Below are 17,389 nucleotides of genomic sequence, written 5' to 3'. Positions count from 1 at the left end.
GCGTCACGCCGACACACGTGCCCACGTCCATTTCCCGTGTGGCTGTGTCAGGGACACACCGAACCGGGTCGCCAGCGCTTCCACGATCGGCAGCCCACGGCCGCTCGTCTCGTCTTCTTGTCCTGCCTCCAGCGGCACAGCGTCTGGACCCGCCGTATTGGACGCCGTCTCCGCGGCTCGTCCGCGCACGGGCAACACGTCCGAGCCGTCCCACACCCCGAGCAGGACGCCGTGCGGCTCGCGCGTGAACCTCACCCGAACCTGGGGGCCGAACGTGTGCTGCACAGCGTTCGTGACGAGTTCGCTGGCGATCAGCGTCACATCATCGACGAGTTGGGTGAGACCCCACTCGATGAGCCGCAGCTCCACCAACACTCGAACCTGCCCCGGAACTGTCAGAGCGGGTCGGAACATCACGTCCAGCACGTGGACGTCCAAGGCGTCCACGCCGGTGCCCGCCATCACGTCCCCCGCGCGATCTGCCGGAGGACCAGGACCGCCCGTTCCGCCACCGCCGACTCGGCCCCGACGTCACCGATGACGTGGCCGCGCGCACCGCCCCACCGGAACCGCCGCGCGTCGCACACGATGACCCGCCCACGCCGGGTAACCAGCGTCTCTCCGTCCACCGCGGCGGGGTATCCCCGCCGTTGGAACTGGACCGCCAACCTCTCTAGCGGCCTGCCCGTAACATCGTCCATCAGTCCGGCTCCTTCCAGTCGGGCTGCTTGGGGTCGGTCCTCAGGACGTAGTGCTGGTAACACCTTCCTGAGGACCGGCTTCTTCTCTTGTGTCGGCTGCGCAGCGCAGCGCCTGTCGGTGGGCGATGCGAAACCGCGCCCCCGCGCCGGTGGTCGTCACCGGCGTGCGACAGCTCCCCGCGTCTCCTGCACCTGGCGTGGACGCTTCTCCGTTGAGCCCGCGGCAGAATGAGCCCGGACCGGCGCCGAACCCCGTGAGGCGCTCGTGGCCCCCTTCCTGTGGACGCCGGTCGGACGCAGGACCAAGCAGGGGTACAGCAGGAACCCGATCAGACCGGCCCCGACGAGGAGTGCCGACTGCGACATGACCTGGATGAGCATCTCGTTCACCCCACGTCCCGGGACGCGTTCTGCCATCGAGCTCGGATCAGCGACGGGGCCGGTAGAAAGCGGACAATAACTGACCATACGCTTTCGTTCCACATAAAGGGTTCCATCTACCATTCTTCGGGCTTTCGATAGCGGGGGAAGAGAACACTTGCCTGAATTGGCTCCCGCCTGCGCGATCCGAGGGATAGGATGCTCACCAGAAGAGGACGCGCGCTAGTTGTACGGGCATTTTTACTACCCCCCGGAGTGCCGCATGAGTGCCGCCGACGATCTTCGCCCAGAGGACTCGTTCTGGAATCTGATCGCCATCTACCTGCGAACAGAGCGTCTGCGACGTGGGCTGTCGCAGTCCCAGGTCGCCGAGATCATTCAGGCCGACAAGCAGCGAGTAGCAAACACGGAGGCCGGACGCCTCCACATGACCTCCGTCCAAGCCGAGCAGCTTGACGAGGCTTGGGGTACTTTATTCCGAGTCCTCCGCAAGTACGCCGTCGCCCTCGGCCGCGACCAGGAGTGGTGGAAGCAACTCATCGACTTCGAGACCGGCGCCTTGATTGTCAAGGTCTACGTCTCGCAGTTCATTCCGATCCCGTTTCAGACGGAGGCGTATGCGAGGCATCAGCTCATCGCTGGTCGGGTCATTCGTGACATCGACGCCGCTGTCCAGGGACGGATGGAAAGGACGAAGCTTCTGCTGGGCCAGCTCCCCAAGCTAGAGATTTGGGTCCTGATCGATGAGGAAGCTCTGGACCCACCGATCCCTGTGGAAGACAAGCGGGAGCAGCTTCAGGTCCTCCTGGACCTAACGGAACGAACCAGTGTGAGGGTCGTCCCAGAAAGAACCTGGCACATCGGGTCGGACGGCGACTTCGAGCTGATCACCACATCATTCGGGGCAAACCTGGCTTACATGTGGGCCCAACTTGGAGGCAGACTGGTCCATGACGCCGTGGAGGTCAGAGAAATGGCGCTACGGTTCGACCGAATAGGGGCTAAAGCCCTGACCGAAGACAGCTCACGAGAGCTGATACGCCAGAGATTGGAGCGTCTTCAGTGAGCAGCGAGTGGCGTAAGAGCAGCAAGTCGGGCACAGGTGGCGGGACGGCTGGCGACTGTGTCGAACTGGCTTCCTTGAACGACAAGATCGGTATCCGCGACAGCAAGAATCCTCACGAGGGCCACCTGATGGTTGGCCGCGTCGCCCTGCGTGATCTTGTCAACGAAATCAAGGCCGGCGACCTGGACCTGTAGCCCTCCTAGTAAGGATGGAGCGTCCTCAGTGAACGTCGAGTGGCGCAAGAGCAGCGAGTCAGGCACCACCGGCGGGACGTCCGGCGACTGCGTGGAACTGGCCTTGCTGGACGGCGTGATCGGTATTCGTGACAGCAAGAAGCCGGATGGGCCGAAGTTGGCTTTCTCGGTGCCTGACGCGCGTGCGTTCCTGACCTGGATCAAGTGCGGGGACCTGGACAAGGTCTAATCCGCAGCTCATGGCCCCGTCCTGACCCTGTTCTGGGGCGGGGCCTCGCCTAGTCTGTCGGGTCGCAAATGTTCTCTGTCGTGATGGCCTAAGGCAGCGGCTTACTTTCTGCGCTGGCCCGGCGCGCCGGTCGATGTCGAGGCCCTCCATAGGGAGGTAGCTGGCGCGCGTTTCGGCAGTTCCGTCTCAAGCGTTGCTCGGGCTGGAGGCCTCTGCCTGGCCCCATCACGACTGATCTTTGCGCGGGCCCTGACCTCAGCTCGCGCGGTGCTGTACGTGCGGACCGTCTCCTACGGACGGGGCTGGGCCGAGGCCGCGCTGCGGACGGTCCCAAGGCCGCACGCGTAAAGCGTGATGGCCGTCCATGGGCTCCGGCCTGCGATGGGCGGGCACAGCTACGCGCCCGACTCCGCGTCCCACTGCTGAAGACGGGGTACTCAAGCATCAATGGCCTGCACGTTGAGCTGGACGGTTCCGGACTTGCGCCAGTGCGGGGCCGCTTGCCTGCTGGCGCGCGAGCTGGCTTCTTGCCTACTCGCAATGGCCCGAGGGCGGCCCGCGAGGGGTTCCCGCGCAAGCCAGGAATTGGCCAGCGGCACCCGACCCGGCCCGTGCCTGCGGCCCGGTAGGGTCGCCCTGACCTCAGCCGCAGTAGGTTTCGAGCCCTTCGCTGAGACAGCGAAAGGCTCGGAGCTGGCGAGTTACTCGTCCAAGTAGAGCAGTGTGGTGATGGTCTTCTTGCAGATGTCGCATGCATGGGAGCCTCCTCAGAGGCGAGGTCGCATTCGACGGTGGTGACCCGGTCGATGACTCCGGATGCCGACTCGGTGGCCCAGGCCTCAGCCCAGCGGCGGGAGTTGGCGGCGAGGTCATCCACGTAACGTGCGGTCATCTCGCAGAAGGCTCGGACGCCGTGTTCCTTCATGTAGCGCCAGTTGAACTGGAGCGACAGCAGCGCGATGGGGAAGGGGTGCTCGACCAGGCCCCGGGCCCAGCGTTCGGAGACGTCGTCGATGTCCAGGCGCGCGGCGTGCTGGTCCAGGATCTGCCACATGCCGTTCTTGTCGTACTCGATGAGCACGTCGTCGAGGCGCTTGCGGGTGTTACTGAGGTTGTGGTCTTGTCGTCGAACAGCCCGGAGACAGTCCGGCTGATCTGCTCGTCGGGGTCCGTACGCGCCTGGTCGATGGCCTGCTTGAGTTGGACGGCGTAGGCCGCTTCCCACGACAGGCATTCCTCGAAGGCCGACCAGGGGTCGGGGAATTTCTTTGCTGGATCGCCGCGAAAATGCGATCGCCTTGCACACCCATCCTGGAGCTATCTCGACGGCGCGCACTTCTCGGTGAGGTATGCGGCAAGCTCGTTGGTCGGAACCTGGCCCTGTTCACCGGTGTCCATGTCCCGCACCGTGATGAGGCCCGCGTTTTTGTCGGCTGCTCCGTAGATCAACGTGAAGCGCGCCTTGCGCTCAGCCGCCCACTTGAGTTGCTTGGCCAGCTTGCGACTGGCGGCCAGATACACCTCGGTCCGCAGCCCGACGTCCCGCAGGCGTGCGACGAAGCCCATGACTTCGGACGCGGTGTCCTCGGCGATCAACGTGGCGGCGACATCGATTAGGTGCTCGTCGCCGTCGTCGGCGCTGAGCAGACCTATGATGCGCTCCACTCCGAGTGAGCCGCCGCAGGCCGGAACGTCCGGGCCCCCAAGCGCGGAGATCAGCCCGTCATAGCGACCGCCGCTGGCGATCGATCCCGGCATGCCCTCGGCGACCACCTCAAAGATCACGCCAGTGTAGTAGTCAAGGCCCCGGACGAGACTCGGGACGAACGCGATCCGCTCGGCTCCGATCCTCGGCGTAGCCAACTCCAGCAACTGACCGATCTCGTCCAGTCCCGCGCGTCCGACCTCGCTGTCCTTCAACACGGTCTGCATTCGTTCCACGGCATCAGCGGCTGTCAGGTCGCCCACCAGCGCAGTTGCGATGTCCGGGTCCAGCGACCGCGCCTCCACCAACTCAGCCGACACCTTCTCCGGCGTCAGCTTGTCGAGCTTGTCCAAGGTGATGAGGACGCCACCGCCGAGATCCGCTGGTATGCCATAGGCCTCCAGCAGCCCCGACAACGCCTGCCGCGAGTTCACCAAGACTCGATACTCGCGCACGCCCACCGCGTCCAGCGCATCGGTGAGCGCGCACACCACCTCAGCATCGGCGAGCGGCGACCCCGACCCGACCACGTCCACATCGCACTGCGTGAACTCCCGGAACCGGCCCTTGCCCGGACGGTCGGCCCGCCACACCGGCCCCATCGCGTATCGCTTGTACGGTGTCGGGAGCTGTGACCCGTAACCGGCGACGACCCGCGCAAGCGGAACGGTCATGTCGTAGCGCAACGCCAGGTCGGTCTCCCCCGTGGCCTCATGCTCCCCACGGCGCAGGATCTTGAAGATCAACTTGTCGCCTTCGTCGCCGTACTTGCCGGTCAAGGTTTCCAGTCGTTCGAAGGCGGGTGTCTGCAACGGCTCGAACCCATACCGCTCGAAGACCTCGCGGATTTGTGCGAACACTCGCTCGCGGGTGCGCAGCGCACCGGCGAGGAAGTCGCGGGTACCCGACGGGGGCTCGAACTGTCGTGGCGCCAAGGCAACTCCTGAAAGATGACCGACTAACGCGACAAGACAAGTGCTGGGAACCGTCCACAGCCGAGCGCTCAACGGACCCGGGGACCAATGCCATCCAATGCTATCGGCCACCGCTTCGCTACGGATCGTTCCAGGGAAGGTACGCCACGTTGGCCGGGAGGTCCGTCACTGAACCTGCTTGCAGTGTCTTCTCCTCGCGCTACGCCCACGGGCGCAGTACGTCCTCGACATACCTGGCGCCGGTGACAGCGTCCTCATCGCAGGGCAAGGCACTTCATGTAGATGACAGATCACTGCTGGCACCTCGGGCGGAGAAGGGGTGCGTCGGCCGGGCGGCTTCCACTCGGCCCGCTGGCGTCGAGTGTTTCGCCCGTATCAGTCCGCGTCCACGAGAAAGGTGGTTCGCCATGTTCGTCGACGCCGGGTTCGGTGCGGCGGCGGCATCGAACCCGGCGCCGCAACCGCGGTCGCCCGTCCAGTCGGGCCCGTCCAGGCCCGAGCGGGCTCAGGAACCGCCGCCTCCGCCGCCGGACGAGCCTCCGCCGCCACCCGAACCGGTGGACGAGAGCGACGAGGTCGACCCGGAGGGCGACGCGGACGCCGACGGCGCCGAGGCCGAGACCAGCGGCATGGCCCTGCTCCAACGCGAACTCGGCGGCCAGATCATCCGAGAGTTCGACACCTCAACCACCCAGCCCTAGCCCCGACCCCTACTACTCGCGGGACTGGAGAGCCGCTCGTCCGGGGAAGGCGGTGCGGTAGGTGATCGTCTTGCAGAGGTGCAGTGCATGGGCGCCGTCTCAGAGGTGAAACCTCCTTCGACGATGTTGGCCCGCTTGCGGTCGTTCGGGTCTTGGGCAGAGGCGGGGCAGGTGCCGTAGGGCGGCGCGGGTGTGGTTCCCGCTGCTGGTGGCGCGGTGATGTTGGTAGCGCGCCTGCAATCCGTACACGAAGTGCGGTGCCTCCGAGGTTTCGGTGGCGGTGCCCGGGTGGACCTCGACGATCCGGCGGGACGGTCAGGGATTCGGCGTCGCGGTGCTACGGAGTTTCGGTCCTGGCGGTTGGGGCCGGAGGTCCGGCGGCGTTGGTGGGTTCCATGTCAGCGCAATTCGTTGTGTTCCGCTCCAAGGCGAGGATTCGTCGCGGAAAGCGCTGGAAACTCGCGGACGACTTCTTGTGTCGCCGGGCGGGTGTGCCTGTCCGAAGCGGTTGGCGCGCTTGTTTAATAAACAGCCTCTCGCCGTTTTGGGTGATAAGGATTTCCGGATTGGGTGTCGCTGTGGCCTTGGCGGGTCGCAATATGGATTTATGGTCGTGATGGGAATGCGCGGCTTGGCCAGGTCAGGTCAACAGGATGACGGGTGACCGACAAGCGAGCATTATCAAAACATCCTGACTGATCTTCGAACCTTCTTATGGAGAATCTCCGTCCCGTCTTCATGGGCGGTGGGGAATGGTCGAAGAGTGCGCCAATGTCACGGGCTGGACGCCGTGGCCGGAAAGAGGTTCAGCATGAAGTCGCGTACGCGCCGCACGTCCCTGTTCTTGACCTGTGCGCTCGGAGCCGGTCTGGTCGCCCTCAACGCGGCGCCAGCCTCAGCGGCGCCGCAGGCGGCGCCCGAGCCGGGCGTGTACAACCTGCTGAACGAGGAGCGCGGGCTTCAGTGCCTGGCCGGACGTTCCAACAACACGGTGACCATCTTCAACTGCATCGACTCCTACACCGACCAGTACTGGAGGCTGGAGCCGCTTCCGCTCGCCGGATATTTCCGGTTCCGCAACGTGCACACCGGCAAGTGCCTGGCTATGTCCGGCTGGGGCAACGGTGACCGGGCTTCTGGTTATGAATGCATCGACAGTTACAACGACCAGTGGTGGAAGCCCGAGCCGACACTCGCGAGCAACGCCTACCAGCTCCGCAATCACAAGACCGGCAAGTGCCTTGTGGCCCGAGAAAAGAACGGGCGGGCGACGCAGTACGACTGCGTGCTCAATTACAAGGACCAGTGGTGGAACTTCTTCCACCGTGGCTCGTCTTCCCGGGCTTGACCTCAGCGTTCGCGGCAACGCATAGGGTTCTTTTGACGATGGTGTGCACACCAAGACGGAGACTGCCTGCGAAGCAAGAGTTCGCAGGCAGTCTGCGGCTTGAGCGACTGGTGTGTGCCCACGTGAGCGCCGCGTCCATGGCCCGTCTCTAGTGCTTCTCCGATCATGCGCCGGTATCGGCAGGGCAAGAGCGCTTTCACCGCTTCGCGGCGAACCGTTGAACCCGCGCGACATGCCTCGGTTCCCGTCCACGGCTCCGTCCCCCCACTGCCCCGATCAACCGGTGGCCGCGAACCATCCGACCGCACCGTCATTGCGCCAGAACCGCCGGAACATTCTCGGGCTTCTCTCGGCGCTTCGAGGTCTCCGCAGTGTTGGTGGTGGTTGAGCGTGGCTATGGGCGGGCGGGAGTTGGTTCAGGTTGTGCAGTGTTTGTCGGTGTCGCGGCGGACGGTGGCGCCGGTGAACTCCTCGACGATGGCGATGTTCGCGGCGGAGTAGTTCGACGCGGTGATCTTGTCGGCGTCGGGGCTGCCGAGTTTGTCGGCGTAGGGGGCGGACTTGTCCAGCCAGTACGCCGTCCGCAGGAACTGGGTCAGGACGAGTTCGCGCAGCTTCGGCTCGTTCTTGATCTTGGCCCAGTAGTCGGGGTGCTTGTCCTTGGCGATCCGCAGGTAGAGCAGCAGGTAGCGGAGGTTGGTGGCCGCGATGTCGCGGGCGTTGCTCGCGCCGACCCCCTTGATGTGCTCCTGCACCACGGTGGCGGCGGGCAGCCCCATCAGTCCGGCGTTCAGCTCCGCCAGGACGCCCTGCAACTTGTAGGTGCCCTGCTGGGAGTCCCGCAGGTAGATGCCGTCCATGCTGTCGCTCAGCTTGTCGGTGATCAGCGGCAGGATCTCCCGGCGGGCGAAGCCGCCGTGCAACGGCACGGTGGTCGCCTGTTGGGAGGCGTTGATCCAGGACGCGGTGTGCACGTCCCACCTCGTCCGGGCCGGGTCCAGGTCCCACATGTGGGTCTCCTCGTGGATCGCGACCATCATCGACTCGGCGAAGCCCTCGAAGTTCCGCTTGTTGACGAATTGGTCCCAGTACTTGTCCTTCTCCTGGGCGATGGCGAGTTTCTCCCCGCTGGGCCAGCGGCGCCGGTACATCTCCTGCAGGGTCGGCATCCAGTTCGTGGCACTGAAGCGTGCTTTGAGGTCGCTGATGTCGGCGGCCGGGGTCGAGGGTTCTCCGTAGCAGAAGGGGGCGTGCGGCGCGGGTGCGGCGGCGGCCGCGTGGACGGGGATCAGGGACAGGGCGACGGTGGCGGTCAACAGAGTCAGACGGCCGGTACGTTTCACGGGGACCTCGCTTCGGCGGCGGCCGTGCCGGTCGCGACCCGACATGGCGCTATCTGTGTCTGGTTCGGGGATGCTATTTGGCTTCTACCTTTGCCGCCTCCGTCGTCCGCCATGAATAACAGTTGAATGGTCCCGAAACCGCAGCTCAGGCCCTGCCCTACTTAGTACGGAACACTAGAATTTCGATTTCCCGAGAAGATCGTCTTTGCGTGTCCGGGATCTGGAATCGGGTCCTTGGGGTGGGGTTCGGTGGCACCGATTCGCGGCCGGGGGGCCACTGCGCCGGGCCGTCGTGATGGAGCGGAGGGATGTTCCGGTGAGTCGGCTCACCGGTGGGCGCCCTTACCCCAGGCTAGTGCGAACCCGTAGTCTCGGGGGACGGACATCCGGTGGCTGGCGGAGCGCCAGAGAAAGGTCCGTGCGGGCGGCCGGAAGAGGGAGGTGCACCGTGGAACCCGGTGGTCAGTTGAACATGCAGGAACTGCTCCAGCAGGCGCAGGCCATGCAGGAGCAGCTCTTCAGCGCGCAGCGCGAACTCGCGGAGGCGGAGGTGACGGGCACCGCGGGCGGCGGGCTCGTCACCGCCACGGTCAACGGGCAGGGCGAGATCACCGGCCTGTCGATCGACCCGAAGGCCATCGACGTCGATGATCCGGCGGACACGGCGGAGACCATCGCCGACCTCGTCCTGGCCGCCGTCCGCGACGCGGGACGCGCGGTACAGGAGTTGCAGCAGGAGAAGATGGGGCCGCTCGCCCAGGGGCTGGGCGGCGGGATTCCCGGCCTCGGTGGGCCCGGCGGCGGGTTGCCCGGTGGTTTTCCGGGGCTCGGCGGCGGTTCCGGGGCCTGAGCGGACGAACAGACAGAAGGGAGGGGTCCGTTGTACGAAGGGGTGGTTCAGAACCTCATCGACGAGCTGGGCAGGTTGCCGGGCGTCGGCCCCAAGAGCGCGCAGCGGATCGCCTTCCACCTTCTCGCCGCCGACCCGGCCGACGTGGAGCGTCTCGGCAAGGCGCTCAAGGAGGTCAAGGACAAGGTCCGCTTCTGCAAGACGTGCGGGAACGTCGCGGAAGAAGAGGAATGCCGGATCTGTCGTGACGCGCGCCGCGATCCCCAGGTGATCTGCGTCGTGGAGGAGTCCAAGGACGTCGTCGCGATCGAGAAGACCCGCGAGTTCCGTGGCCGCTACCACGTCCTCGGCGGCGCGATCAGCCCGATCGAGGGCGTCGGCCCGGACGATCTGCGCATCCGCGAGCTGATGCAGCGCCTCGCCGACGGGACGGTGACCGAGTTGATCCTCGCCACCGATCCCAATCTGGAAGGCGAGGCGACGGCGACGTATCTCGCCCGGCTCGTCAAGCCCATGGGGCTCACCGTCACCCGACTGGCCAGCGGCCTGCCGGTGGGTGGCGACCTGGAGTACGCCGACGAGGTGACGCTGGGCCGCGCATTCGAAGGACGGAGGCTGCTCGATGTCTGAAGCCAACAGCCCGCAGGAGTGGAACACGCTGGCAGAGCGCGTGGCACGCCATGTCGACAACTACCTGAACGGTCTGGAGGCGGTCGCGCGGGGGGACGGTGGTCCGCACACCATCCCGTTGCTCCTCCTCGAGGTGTCGCAGGTGATCCTGGCGGGGGCGCAGCTCGGCGCCAGCGCCGACGTGATCCTTCCGGACAACTGGGAGCCCGAGGTCGGCGACGATCCCGACCTCGACGCCGTCCGGCAGGGCCTGGCCGAGCGGCTGAGCGTGATGGACGAGTACATCGAGGTCTTCGACCCGTACAAGGACACGGAGGCGACGGCGTACCGGCTCTCGGACGACCTGGTGGACGTCGCGAGCGACCTCGTCCACGGGCTGCGCCACTACAACCAGGACCGGCCCCTGGAGGCGCTGTGGTGGTGGCAGTACTCGTACTTCAACCACTGGGGCAACCACGCCGGTGCGGCGCTGCGCGCCCTGCACGCCCTCGTCGCCAACGCCCGCTTGGACGTCGCTCCCGAGGTCGCCGCCACCCCGTAGCGGCCCGCCGGGGCGTCCGGCTGACCCGTTCCGGCGACGGGACGCGGGCATGAGGGGCGCGCTGTGAAGCGATGACGAGCCCATTGGCGGCACACGTTCGAGCGTCGGCGTGCTTCCGGCTCGCTCCGGAGGAGCTTGTGTCTCAGGGGTTTGTGTAGCTGGTCAGGGTGTTCCAGTCGATGTCCGGGGGTGTGATGCCGTGCGCGGCGAAGTAGGTGTGGGTGCGTCTCCATCCGTCCTCGATCCATTCGTCGAAGGACGACGGCTCGCGGCGGCCTGAAGGCAGCAGGCCCGGTATGCGCGCCGGGGTCATCGTCCACTCGCCTTCAGTATCGGAAGCCTCACCGGTGACGAGCAGCGCCGTCCTGTCGTCGACGAGCCCGTTGTGCCGGTGCCACAGCAGGTTGGCCGGTCCCGGTATCCCATGGAACGGCCGGGACGGGCGCAGCCGAAGCGTTCCGGGCGCCGAGGCCGACCATGAGACTCGCGCCCGTGTTGAGTAGGGAAACCCCTGTTCGTCGCGTGCCGCCAGTACAGCCGTGGGGTATCGGGTCAGAGCGTCTTTGATCTGCTCGTTCATGGGGGCGCCGTCCGGTGGCGGCGGCTTTCCCGCGCCGCCGGTGGTGACGGGTTCCCCGACGTCCACGCGCAGCGGCGTCACGAAGATCGGCAGTCGCCAGAAGAACCAGCCCATCGCGCGCCGGTAGGCGGGAGCGGCGATCCCGTCGGCCAGCGGGAAACGCCTGCGGAAGAGGGTGCGCCAGTATTCCTCCAGGTCCTGCGGTGGCGCCACGATCTCAGGGGCGGTGGCCATGCCCTGGATCAGCACCGTGGGCATGTCCGGCAAGCCGCTTCCGGCGGGGTCCGAGTACAGGAGGGCGACGCGGCCGTCGCGGCGGACGTTGCGCGCCCTCTGCGGATAGGCCACCGGTGTCGTGAGGACGATCTTCCCCCGATCGCGAAGCCACGTCCCCGACATCGGTCTGGTGTTCAGCCCCCCGGACCCGGTGAGGGTGGTGAACTCCAGGACACGAGTCTCGGACAGGACATTCGCCGTGATGGCATCCAAATCCACGCGTTCCTCCGAAATCGATTCGACCCGGAGGAACCTAGGACCTCGACCACACCCAAGATCCGGTTCTCGGACTCGGGACCCCGATCGGCGGTGTGCTCAGCGCGGGGAGCGGTTTCCGACGTGGTCATGGTATGGCTGTGTTGATCAGTATTTGAGACCTTGGTCACGGAGCCCGATACCAGGGAGCGTGTTGTGTCACGGGTTGGGAGTCCGCGGATGCGGCGACGGCTGCTCGCGCTGGGGTTGGCAGGGTGCTGTGCGGTGAGCGGGTGCGGCGGCGCCGAGGAGCCGTCCATCGTCGGGAAGCAGACACTGGTCGCGGGCGTGCGGCCGGACCTGCCCGGGATCGGGTTCCAGCGGCCGGACGGGAGCTTCGAAGGCCTGGACGTGGACGTGTCGCGGTACCTGGCCGCGCGGATTGGGAAGAAGGTCCGGTTCGCCCCGGCGCTGGCGGCGGACCGGGAGCGGCTGCTGCGGGACGGGAAGGTCGACATGGTCCTGACCTTCTGGCTGGAGCCCGAATGGAAACAGCGGCTGGCGTTCGCGGGCCCGTACCTGCTGTCGTACCAGGACATCCTCGTCCGGGACGGTGAGCGCGAGGTACGGGGAGTGCGCGATCTGGAAGGGCGCCGGATCTGCGCCGTCACGGGGTCGGGTGCAGCGGAGGCGGTGACGCGGGAACGGCAGGTGGCGGCGTTGCCCGTGGCGGCGAGGTCCTACGCCGAGTGCATGACGATGCTCGCCGACCGGCGAATCGACGCCATCACGACCAACGACACGATCCTCGCCGGGCTGAAGACCCGGCAGGGCACCGGTTTCCGCCTGCTGAACTCCCGGTTCGGGGAGCGGCGCACGGGCATCGCGATCCGCAAGGGCGACCCCGACGGATGCGAGGCCCTCAACAAGGCCATCACCCAGATGTACCAGGACGGAACCATGGCCAAATTCATGAGCAAATGGTTCGGCTCGTCGGGCCTGAAGCTGTCGGACGTCGACGTCCCCCAGTTCGAGGGCTGCCTGTAACCCCGCCCCGACCCTTGGCCGCTTCGCCCCGGCCTCTGGCCGTCCCGAGCCTTGGCCGTTCCGGCCGTGTGGCTTGCTCTGCTGTGGCTTGCTTGGCCGTGTGTCCACGAACTGCTCGAACGCTTCGGCCTCACCGGCCGATGTGTCGTTGGGCTCGATGTTGGACGTGGTGCGCTGGAGATGAGGTCCTGCGTCACCGACGTGCCGGCCATGCCGACCAGCGAGCGGGCGTGTCCGGGTTCCAGGGGGGAGACCGGCGTGCCCGGCCAGCCAGCGCCCTCACCGCCCGGCCGCGGCGAGGGCCGCTCTGTCGTGGCCGCTTCGCCTCGGCTGGTGGTCGGTCCGCCTGGTCTGTGGTCGCTTAGTCCTGGTTGCCGCTGCCGGATGTGGTCGGGGGGTCGGTGCCCTCGCCGCCGCCCGTGCCGCCGCCGACGGCGCCGCCGCCCATGCCGCCGCCCGGTGCGCCGCCCAGGCCTCCGCCGCTGGTCGTGGTGTGGCCTGTACCGGCGTCGGGTGGCTTGCCGTTGTCGCCGGGGCCGCGTGGAGGTGACTGGGGCAGCCGCGTAGGCCGCAACTTCGGGCCCTTGGTCTTCTTCTGCTGGCCGGGCGCGCCGTCCCGGCCGTTCCGCTTCGTCGAATGCGTCGGTGACGGCTTCCGTGACTCCGTGGGCACCGGCGCGGGCGGCTCCAGGCGGGTGGCCGGGGTCGCGTCGCCGCGGGTCCCCTCCCGCTTGTTGATCGTCGGGCTGGGGGACGGCGCCGTGTCCCGGCCGCCGCCGGGAAGCTGGCCGGTGATCGTGGCGAAGGCGGCGCCCCCGGTCAGGATGAGCGAGCCGCCCACGACCGCCAGGGCCTTGATCGTCAGGAAGCGGCGCAGGGCGGCCGCGCGGGAGCGGCGCGCCGGACGCGGCGCGGCCAGGAAAGCGGCGACCGCGGCGTCCTCACCCGCGAGTTCCCCCGGACGCGCGGGCGCGGCGGCCGCCGTGAGAAGAGCGCGCAGCCGGACGTCGCCGCCCGCGCCGTCGAGGAGACGCTCGGCGGCGCGTTCGTCGAAGCCTCCGGCCTGGTGCTGGTCGCTCATGTCACCTCTTCAGCGCCGGTACCACCGCTTTTGTCACTCTGGGCGAAGGGCGGGACCCCTGGTGTCGCGTCCTCGCCGGGCGCGCAGGGGGGCGTCAGCCGCTCGGCGAGGCGCTTGAGCCCACGGTAGGAAGCGGTCCGGACGGCGCCCGGCCGCTTGCCGAGGACTTTGCCGGCCGACTTGGCGTCCAGGCCGACGACGACGCGCAGCAGCACCGCCTCGGCCTGGTCGCGGGGGAGTTCGGCGATCAGCCGCAGCGCGTCCCGGGTGGCGATGCCGTCCAGCGCGTCCAGTTCGGTGTCGCCGTCGGCGGCCATCGTGACCAGTTCCTCGACGGGCAGGTCGGAGCCGGGACGCCGCGACCTGCGACGCAGATGGTCCAGGGCCCGGTGCCGGGTGATCGTCGCCGTCCAGCCGCGGAAGCCGTCGAGGTCGCCGCGGAACGAGGGGAGGTCACGCGCGATCTGGAGCCAGGCCTCGGAGGTGACGTCCTCGGCGTCCCCGCCGACGATCGTCCCGGCGAAGCGGATGAGCCGGGGCTGGACGTCGCGATAGAGCATGCGGAAGGACTCCTCGTCGCCGTCCTGCGCCGCCCGCAGGGCACGACCGAGTATCTCCTCGTCGGCCCGATCCACCTCCACCATTGTGCAGGGATTCAGGTGATCGTGTGACATGTACGCGGTGGTTCGGCGCTGAAGCAGTGAGCGCCCACGGCATCCGGTGCCCGAGCGTTCCCCCCTCCCCTGTGAAGCATGACGAGATGTGGACGGACATGACCCGCGATCCGTTGGTCGGCGGCACCGCACGCGACCGGGATGACCTGTACGTCGGCGATGGTTCGTCGGGCACGAGACCGCTGTCTCCGGTCGCGGAGGCCGAACCGGTCTTCGTCGACGCGACCGGCGGGCGCGCCCGGCTCGGACGGCGCCTCGGCCTCGCCGCCGGGGCGGTTCTCCTGGTGTTCACGGGCGCGCTCGGCATCGGCATGGCGACCCAACCGAACGTGCCGCTGACGCCGTGGAGCGATCCGTCCCCGCGGCCGAGTGTGAAGCCGAGCCGTCCGGACGTCCCGACGGTCGGGGCGGACGAGCGGTGGGCCGCCGAGGGGCCCGGCCCGGTCGGACGTCCCGGACGGGTGACCCCCGTGGCGCCCGGATCGTCCGCGGCGGGTTCCGTCCCCCCGACGCGGCGGGCACCGGCCGTGTCGACGTCGACGAGCCGTCCGGGCAAGTCCAACGTGACCCCGCCCGCGTGGGGACGTAAGAAGAAGAACCGTTGACCCCACGACGCGCCGAGCCCAGGGGGCACTGGGTTCTGCTGATGCTCGGCGGACTCGTACTGGCGGTGCTTCTGCTGCTCGACGGGTTCGCGAACAACATCGTCGGTGAGGCGCCCCGGGACGCACGTCCGGTCGGGTCTCCGGGGACCGTTCCGGCCGCGGTCGCGTCCGGCGGGCCGGTCGTCAGCCTCGCGGACGGTGCCCCGCGCAGCCGCCGCATGCCGCCGAAGACGATCGCGTTGACGTTCGACGACGGCCCCGACCCGGAATGGACCCCGCGGCTCCTGGACGTCCTGCGCCGCCACGGCGCCCGCGCGACCTTCTTCACCGTCGGCGCACGCGTGGCCGAGCATCCGGAGCTGACCCGGCGGGTGCTGCGGGAGGGCCACGAGATCGGCTCCCACACGTACACGCACGTGGATCTCGCCGCGGTGCCCCGTTGGCGGGCGCGGCTGGAGCTCGATCTCACGCAGCGGGCGTTGGCGGGGGCGGCGGGCGTCCACACGAGGTTGATGCGGATGCCGTACTCGTCCCGCCCGGACGGCCTGACCGGTCCGGAGTGGGGGGCGGCGCGGCGGGCGGGCGAGGACGGCTACGTCGTCGTCCTCACCGACCGCGACACCGAGGACTGGGCACGTCCCGGCACCACCGGGATCGTCCGTGCCGCGCTCGCCGGGGAGCGGCGGGACGAGGGCGCGGTGGTGATGCTGCACGACTCCGGCGGTGACCGGGCCGGGACGGTAGCGGCCGTCGAACAGATCATCCGGCGGCTCCGGCCGCAGGGGTACCGCTTCACGACGCTCACCGAGGCGCTGGACCTGCCTGCGGCGCAGGTTCGGGTGTCCGCGCCGGAGAGGGCCTTCGGCTGGACGCTCATCACGGCACAGCGCGCCGCGTCCACCCTCACCGGGACCATGGGGCTGCTTCTGGCGCTGGCCGGGATCGCGTACGTGCTGCGGCTCCTGGCGCTGGTGCTGCTCGCGCACGTCCACGTACGCCGGGTCAGGGGCCGGGAGAGGCGGCGGGGTCGAAGACAGAGACGGCGGGGCGGCGCCCACCGGCCTTGGCCGGACGGTGATCCGTTCGTCGGCGGCCACGAACCCGGGGAGATGCCGCCCGATCCGTTCCCGCCCGTGTCCGTGATCGTCCCCGCGTACAACGAGGAGGCGAACATCGCGGCGACGGTCGCCTCGCTCCTGGACACCGACTATCCGGGCACCGTCGAGGTGATCGTGGTGGACGACGGGTCCACCGACCGCACCGCGTTGATCGTCGAGTCGATCGCGCTGCCGACCGTCCACCTGATCCGCAGGCGCAACGGCGGCAAGCCCAGCGCGCTGAACACGGGCATCGGCGTCGCCCGCGCCGAGATCCTCGTGCTCGTGGACGGCGACACCGTCTTCCAGCGCGACACCGTCCGGCACCTCGTCGCGCCGTTCGCCGACCCGCGGGTCGCGGCGGTCAGCGGGAACACCAAGGTCGCCAACCGGGGCGGCATCCTCGGCCGCTGGCAGCACATCGAGTACGTGATCGGTTTCAACCTCGACCGGCGCATGTTCGACATCCTGCGGTGCATGCCGACCGTCCCGGGCGCGATCGGCGCGTTCCGCCGGTCGGTGCTGGCTCAGGTGGGCGGCGTCCCGGACGACACCCTCGCCGAGGACACCGACCTCACCATGGCGGTCTGCCGCACCGGGCTGCGCGTCGTCTACGAGGAGAAGGCCCTGGCGTGGACGGAGACGCCGTCGTCGCTGCGGCAACTGTGGAGGCAGCGCTACCGCTGGTGCTACGGCACGATGCAGGCGATGTGGAAGCACCGCCGTTCCGTGATCGAACACGGCGGCTCGGGACGCTTCGGACGCCGATGCCTCCCCTACATGATGGTCTTCCAGGTACTACTGCCCCTGTTCGCACCCGCCATCGACCTGTTCGCACTGTACGGACTGCTGTTCCTCGATCCGACCGTGCCCGTTCTCATGTGGACGGCGTTCGTCGCCGCCCAGGCCGCCGCCGGTGCCTACGCGTTGTGGTTGGACGGCGAACCGATCCGCCCGCTGTGGACGTTGCCGCTCCAACAGTTCGTGTACCGGCAGTTGATGTATCTGGTGGTCGTCCAGTCCGTCGTCACCGCGCTGCTGGGTGCGCGGTTGGGCTGGCACACCATCCGGCGGACGGGCACGCTGGCGGACTTCAGGGGCCGGGAACAATCCGAGGGACCGGTCGGTTACACCTGACAGCCGGTGTGCCTGGTGTCCCCGGGCCTCACCTTTCGCCTTCACGGAATACCGTCCGGCTGGAGCCGTGTCG

General features: G+C 68.0%; 18 protein-coding genes. 11 read left to right on the top strand and 7 right to left on the bottom strand.

Annotation, left to right across the window (positions count from 1 at the left end):
• Positions 1 to 3 precede the first annotated feature (3 nt).
• Together D0T12_RS01030 and D0T12_RS01025 are read right to left on the bottom strand one after the other, a co-directional pair.
• A complete protein-coding gene (locus D0T12_RS01030; RefSeq protein WP_117397341.1) occupies positions 4 to 462 on the bottom strand; it encodes an ATP-binding protein in 459 nt (152 codons plus the stop codon).
• Complete coding sequence (locus D0T12_RS01025; protein ID WP_117397340.1) at positions 462 to 701, bottom strand: hypothetical protein; 240 nt, start codon at positions 699 to 701, stop codon at positions 462 to 464. The genes D0T12_RS01030 and D0T12_RS01025 overlap by 1 nt, the downstream gene beginning before the upstream one ends.
• 643 nt (positions 702 to 1,344) lie before the next feature.
• On the opposite strand from D0T12_RS01025, the gene D0T12_RS01015 reads away from it, so the two are divergent.
• The 3 genes from D0T12_RS01015 to D0T12_RS01005 are packed head-to-tail and all read left to right on the top strand — an operon-like array spanning position 1,345 to position 2,571.
• Positions 1,345 to 2,148 (top strand): DUF5753 domain-containing protein, encoded by an 804-nt coding sequence (locus tag D0T12_RS01015; protein WP_147339329.1) that lies wholly within the window; start codon positions 1,345 to 1,347, stop codon positions 2,146 to 2,148.
• On the top strand, positions 2,145 to 2,342 hold the full coding sequence (locus tag D0T12_RS01010; RefSeq protein ID WP_233525781.1) for a DUF397 domain-containing protein: 198 nt from the start codon (positions 2,145 to 2,147) through the stop codon (positions 2,340 to 2,342). Before D0T12_RS01015 ends, D0T12_RS01010 begins: the two co-directional genes overlap by 4 nt.
• 28 nt (positions 2,343 to 2,370) lie before the next feature.
• Positions 2,371 to 2,571, top strand: coding sequence for a DUF397 domain-containing protein (locus tag D0T12_RS01005; protein ID WP_117397336.1), 201 nt, complete (start codon positions 2,371 to 2,373; stop codon positions 2,569 to 2,571).
• Between the two features lie 1,317 nt (positions 2,572 to 3,888).
• On the opposite strand, the gene hisS is transcribed toward D0T12_RS01005, so the two are convergent.
• A complete protein-coding gene (hisS, locus tag D0T12_RS00995) occupies positions 3,889 to 5,211 on the bottom strand; it encodes a histidine--tRNA ligase (RefSeq protein WP_117397335.1) in 1,323 nt (440 codons plus the stop codon).
• Positions 5,212 to 5,618: 407 nt separating this feature from the next.
• On the opposite strand from hisS, the gene D0T12_RS00990 reads away from it, so the two are divergent.
• Both D0T12_RS00990 and D0T12_RS00985 read left to right on the top strand, forming a co-directional pair.
• Positions 5,619 to 5,912 carry a hypothetical protein gene (locus D0T12_RS00990; RefSeq protein WP_199487225.1) on the top strand — a complete coding sequence of 98 codons (294 nt, stop codon included), beginning with the start codon at positions 5,619 to 5,621 and terminating at the stop codon, positions 5,910 to 5,912.
• Between the two features lie 811 nt (positions 5,913 to 6,723).
• The gene (locus tag D0T12_RS00985; RefSeq protein ID WP_117397334.1) at positions 6,724 to 7,260 is read left to right on the top strand and encodes an RICIN domain-containing protein; all 537 of its coding nucleotides are present in this window, start codon (positions 6,724 to 6,726) and stop codon (positions 7,258 to 7,260) included.
• 416 nt (positions 7,261 to 7,676) lie between these two features.
• Here the strand turns inward: D0T12_RS00985 and D0T12_RS00980 are convergent, their stop codons facing one another.
• A complete protein-coding gene (locus tag D0T12_RS00980) occupies positions 7,677 to 8,576 on the bottom strand; it encodes a hypothetical protein (RefSeq protein WP_199487224.1) in 900 nt (299 codons plus the stop codon).
• Between the two features lie 475 nt (positions 8,577 to 9,051).
• Here D0T12_RS00980 and D0T12_RS00975 point away from each other — a divergent pair, with 475 nt between their 5' ends.
• The 3 genes from D0T12_RS00975 to D0T12_RS00965 are packed head-to-tail and all read left to right on the top strand — an operon-like array spanning position 9,052 to position 10,624.
• Positions 9,052 to 9,453, top strand: a complete 402-nt coding sequence (locus tag D0T12_RS00975) for a YbaB/EbfC family nucleoid-associated protein (protein WP_117397333.1) — start codon at positions 9,052 to 9,054, stop codon at positions 9,451 to 9,453.
• Positions 9,454 to 9,483: 30 nt separating this feature from the next.
• Complete coding sequence (recR, locus tag D0T12_RS00970; RefSeq protein WP_117397332.1) at positions 9,484 to 10,083, top strand: recombination mediator RecR; 600 nt, start codon at positions 9,484 to 9,486, stop codon at positions 10,081 to 10,083.
• Positions 10,076 to 10,624, top strand: coding sequence for a DUF5063 domain-containing protein (locus D0T12_RS00965; RefSeq protein WP_117397331.1), 549 nt, complete (start codon positions 10,076 to 10,078; stop codon positions 10,622 to 10,624). The genes recR and D0T12_RS00965 overlap by 8 nt, the downstream gene beginning before the upstream one ends.
• 142 nt (positions 10,625 to 10,766) lie before the next feature.
• Here D0T12_RS00965 and D0T12_RS00960 read toward each other — a convergent pair whose 3' ends face one another.
• Positions 10,767 to 11,699 (bottom strand): pyridoxamine 5'-phosphate oxidase family protein, encoded by a 933-nt coding sequence (locus tag D0T12_RS00960; RefSeq protein ID WP_147339328.1) that lies wholly within the window; start codon positions 11,697 to 11,699, stop codon positions 10,767 to 10,769.
• 216 nt (positions 11,700 to 11,915) lie between these two features.
• Here D0T12_RS00960 and D0T12_RS00955 point away from each other — a divergent pair, with 216 nt between their 5' ends.
• Positions 11,916 to 12,722, top strand: a complete 807-nt coding sequence (locus tag D0T12_RS00955) for a transporter substrate-binding domain-containing protein (RefSeq protein WP_117397329.1) — start codon at positions 11,916 to 11,918, stop codon at positions 12,720 to 12,722.
• Between the two features lie 361 nt (positions 12,723 to 13,083).
• Here D0T12_RS00955 and D0T12_RS35185 read toward each other — a convergent pair whose 3' ends face one another.
• Together D0T12_RS35185 and D0T12_RS00945 are read right to left on the bottom strand one after the other, a co-directional pair.
• On the bottom strand, positions 13,084 to 13,803 hold the full coding sequence (locus D0T12_RS35185) for a hypothetical protein (RefSeq protein ID WP_158581360.1): 720 nt from the start codon (positions 13,801 to 13,803) through the stop codon (positions 13,084 to 13,086).
• Positions 13,800 to 14,438 (bottom strand): RNA polymerase sigma factor, encoded by a 639-nt coding sequence (locus D0T12_RS00945; protein WP_233525780.1) that lies wholly within the window; start codon positions 14,436 to 14,438, stop codon positions 13,800 to 13,802. Before D0T12_RS00945 ends, D0T12_RS35185 begins: the two co-directional genes overlap by 4 nt.
• Positions 14,439 to 14,575: 137 nt before the next feature.
• On the opposite strand from D0T12_RS00945, the gene D0T12_RS00940 reads away from it, so the two are divergent.
• Together D0T12_RS00940 and D0T12_RS00935 are read left to right on the top strand one after the other, a co-directional pair.
• Complete coding sequence (locus tag D0T12_RS00940; RefSeq protein ID WP_147339327.1) at positions 14,576 to 15,082, top strand: hypothetical protein; 507 nt, start codon at positions 14,576 to 14,578, stop codon at positions 15,080 to 15,082.
• Positions 15,079 to 17,316: a bifunctional polysaccharide deacetylase/glycosyltransferase family 2 protein gene (locus D0T12_RS00935; protein ID WP_233525779.1), complete on the top strand. Its 2,238-nt coding sequence runs from the start codon at positions 15,079 to 15,081 to the stop codon at positions 17,314 to 17,316. The genes D0T12_RS00940 and D0T12_RS00935 overlap by 4 nt, the downstream gene beginning before the upstream one ends.
• Positions 17,317 to 17,389 lie beyond the last annotated feature (73 nt).

Source organism: Actinomadura spongiicola (assembly GCF_003432485.1).
GTDB lineage: Bacteria > Actinomycetota > Actinomycetes > Streptosporangiales > Streptosporangiaceae > Spirillospora > Spirillospora spongiicola.
This window is presented reverse-complemented; position numbering and strand designations above follow the sequence as displayed.

What these genes read in the sequence shown, in the direction of transcription:
- D0T12_RS00955 (WP_117397329.1), top strand. Translation starts at nt 11,916, where the DNA reads ATGCGGCGACGGCTGCTCGCGCTGGGGTTGGCAGGGTGCTGTGCGGTG.
- D0T12_RS00940 (WP_147339327.1), top strand. Translation starts at nt 14,576, where the DNA reads ATGACCCGCGATCCGTTGGTCGGCGGCACCGCACGCGACCGGGATGAC.
- D0T12_RS01030 (WP_117397341.1), bottom strand. Translation starts at nt 462, where the DNA reads ATGGCGGGCACCGGCGTGGACGCCTTGGACGTCCACGTGCTGGACGTG.
- D0T12_RS00990 (WP_199487225.1), top strand. Translation starts at nt 5,619, where the DNA reads ATGTTCGTCGACGCCGGGTTCGGTGCGGCGGCGGCATCGAACCCGGCG.
- D0T12_RS00965 (WP_117397331.1), top strand. Translation starts at nt 10,076, where the DNA reads ATGTCTGAAGCCAACAGCCCGCAGGAGTGGAACACGCTGGCAGAGCGC.
- D0T12_RS00985 (WP_117397334.1), top strand. Translation starts at nt 6,724, where the DNA reads ATGAAGTCGCGTACGCGCCGCACGTCCCTGTTCTTGACCTGTGCGCTC.
- D0T12_RS01015 (WP_147339329.1), top strand. Translation starts at nt 1,345, where the DNA reads ATGAGTGCCGCCGACGATCTTCGCCCAGAGGACTCGTTCTGGAATCTG.
- D0T12_RS01025 (WP_117397340.1), bottom strand. Translation starts at nt 701, where the DNA reads ATGGACGATGTTACGGGCAGGCCGCTAGAGAGGTTGGCGGTCCAGTTC.
- D0T12_RS35185 (WP_158581360.1), bottom strand. Translation starts at nt 13,803, where the DNA reads ATGAGCGACCAGCACCAGGCCGGAGGCTTCGACGAACGCGCCGCCGAG.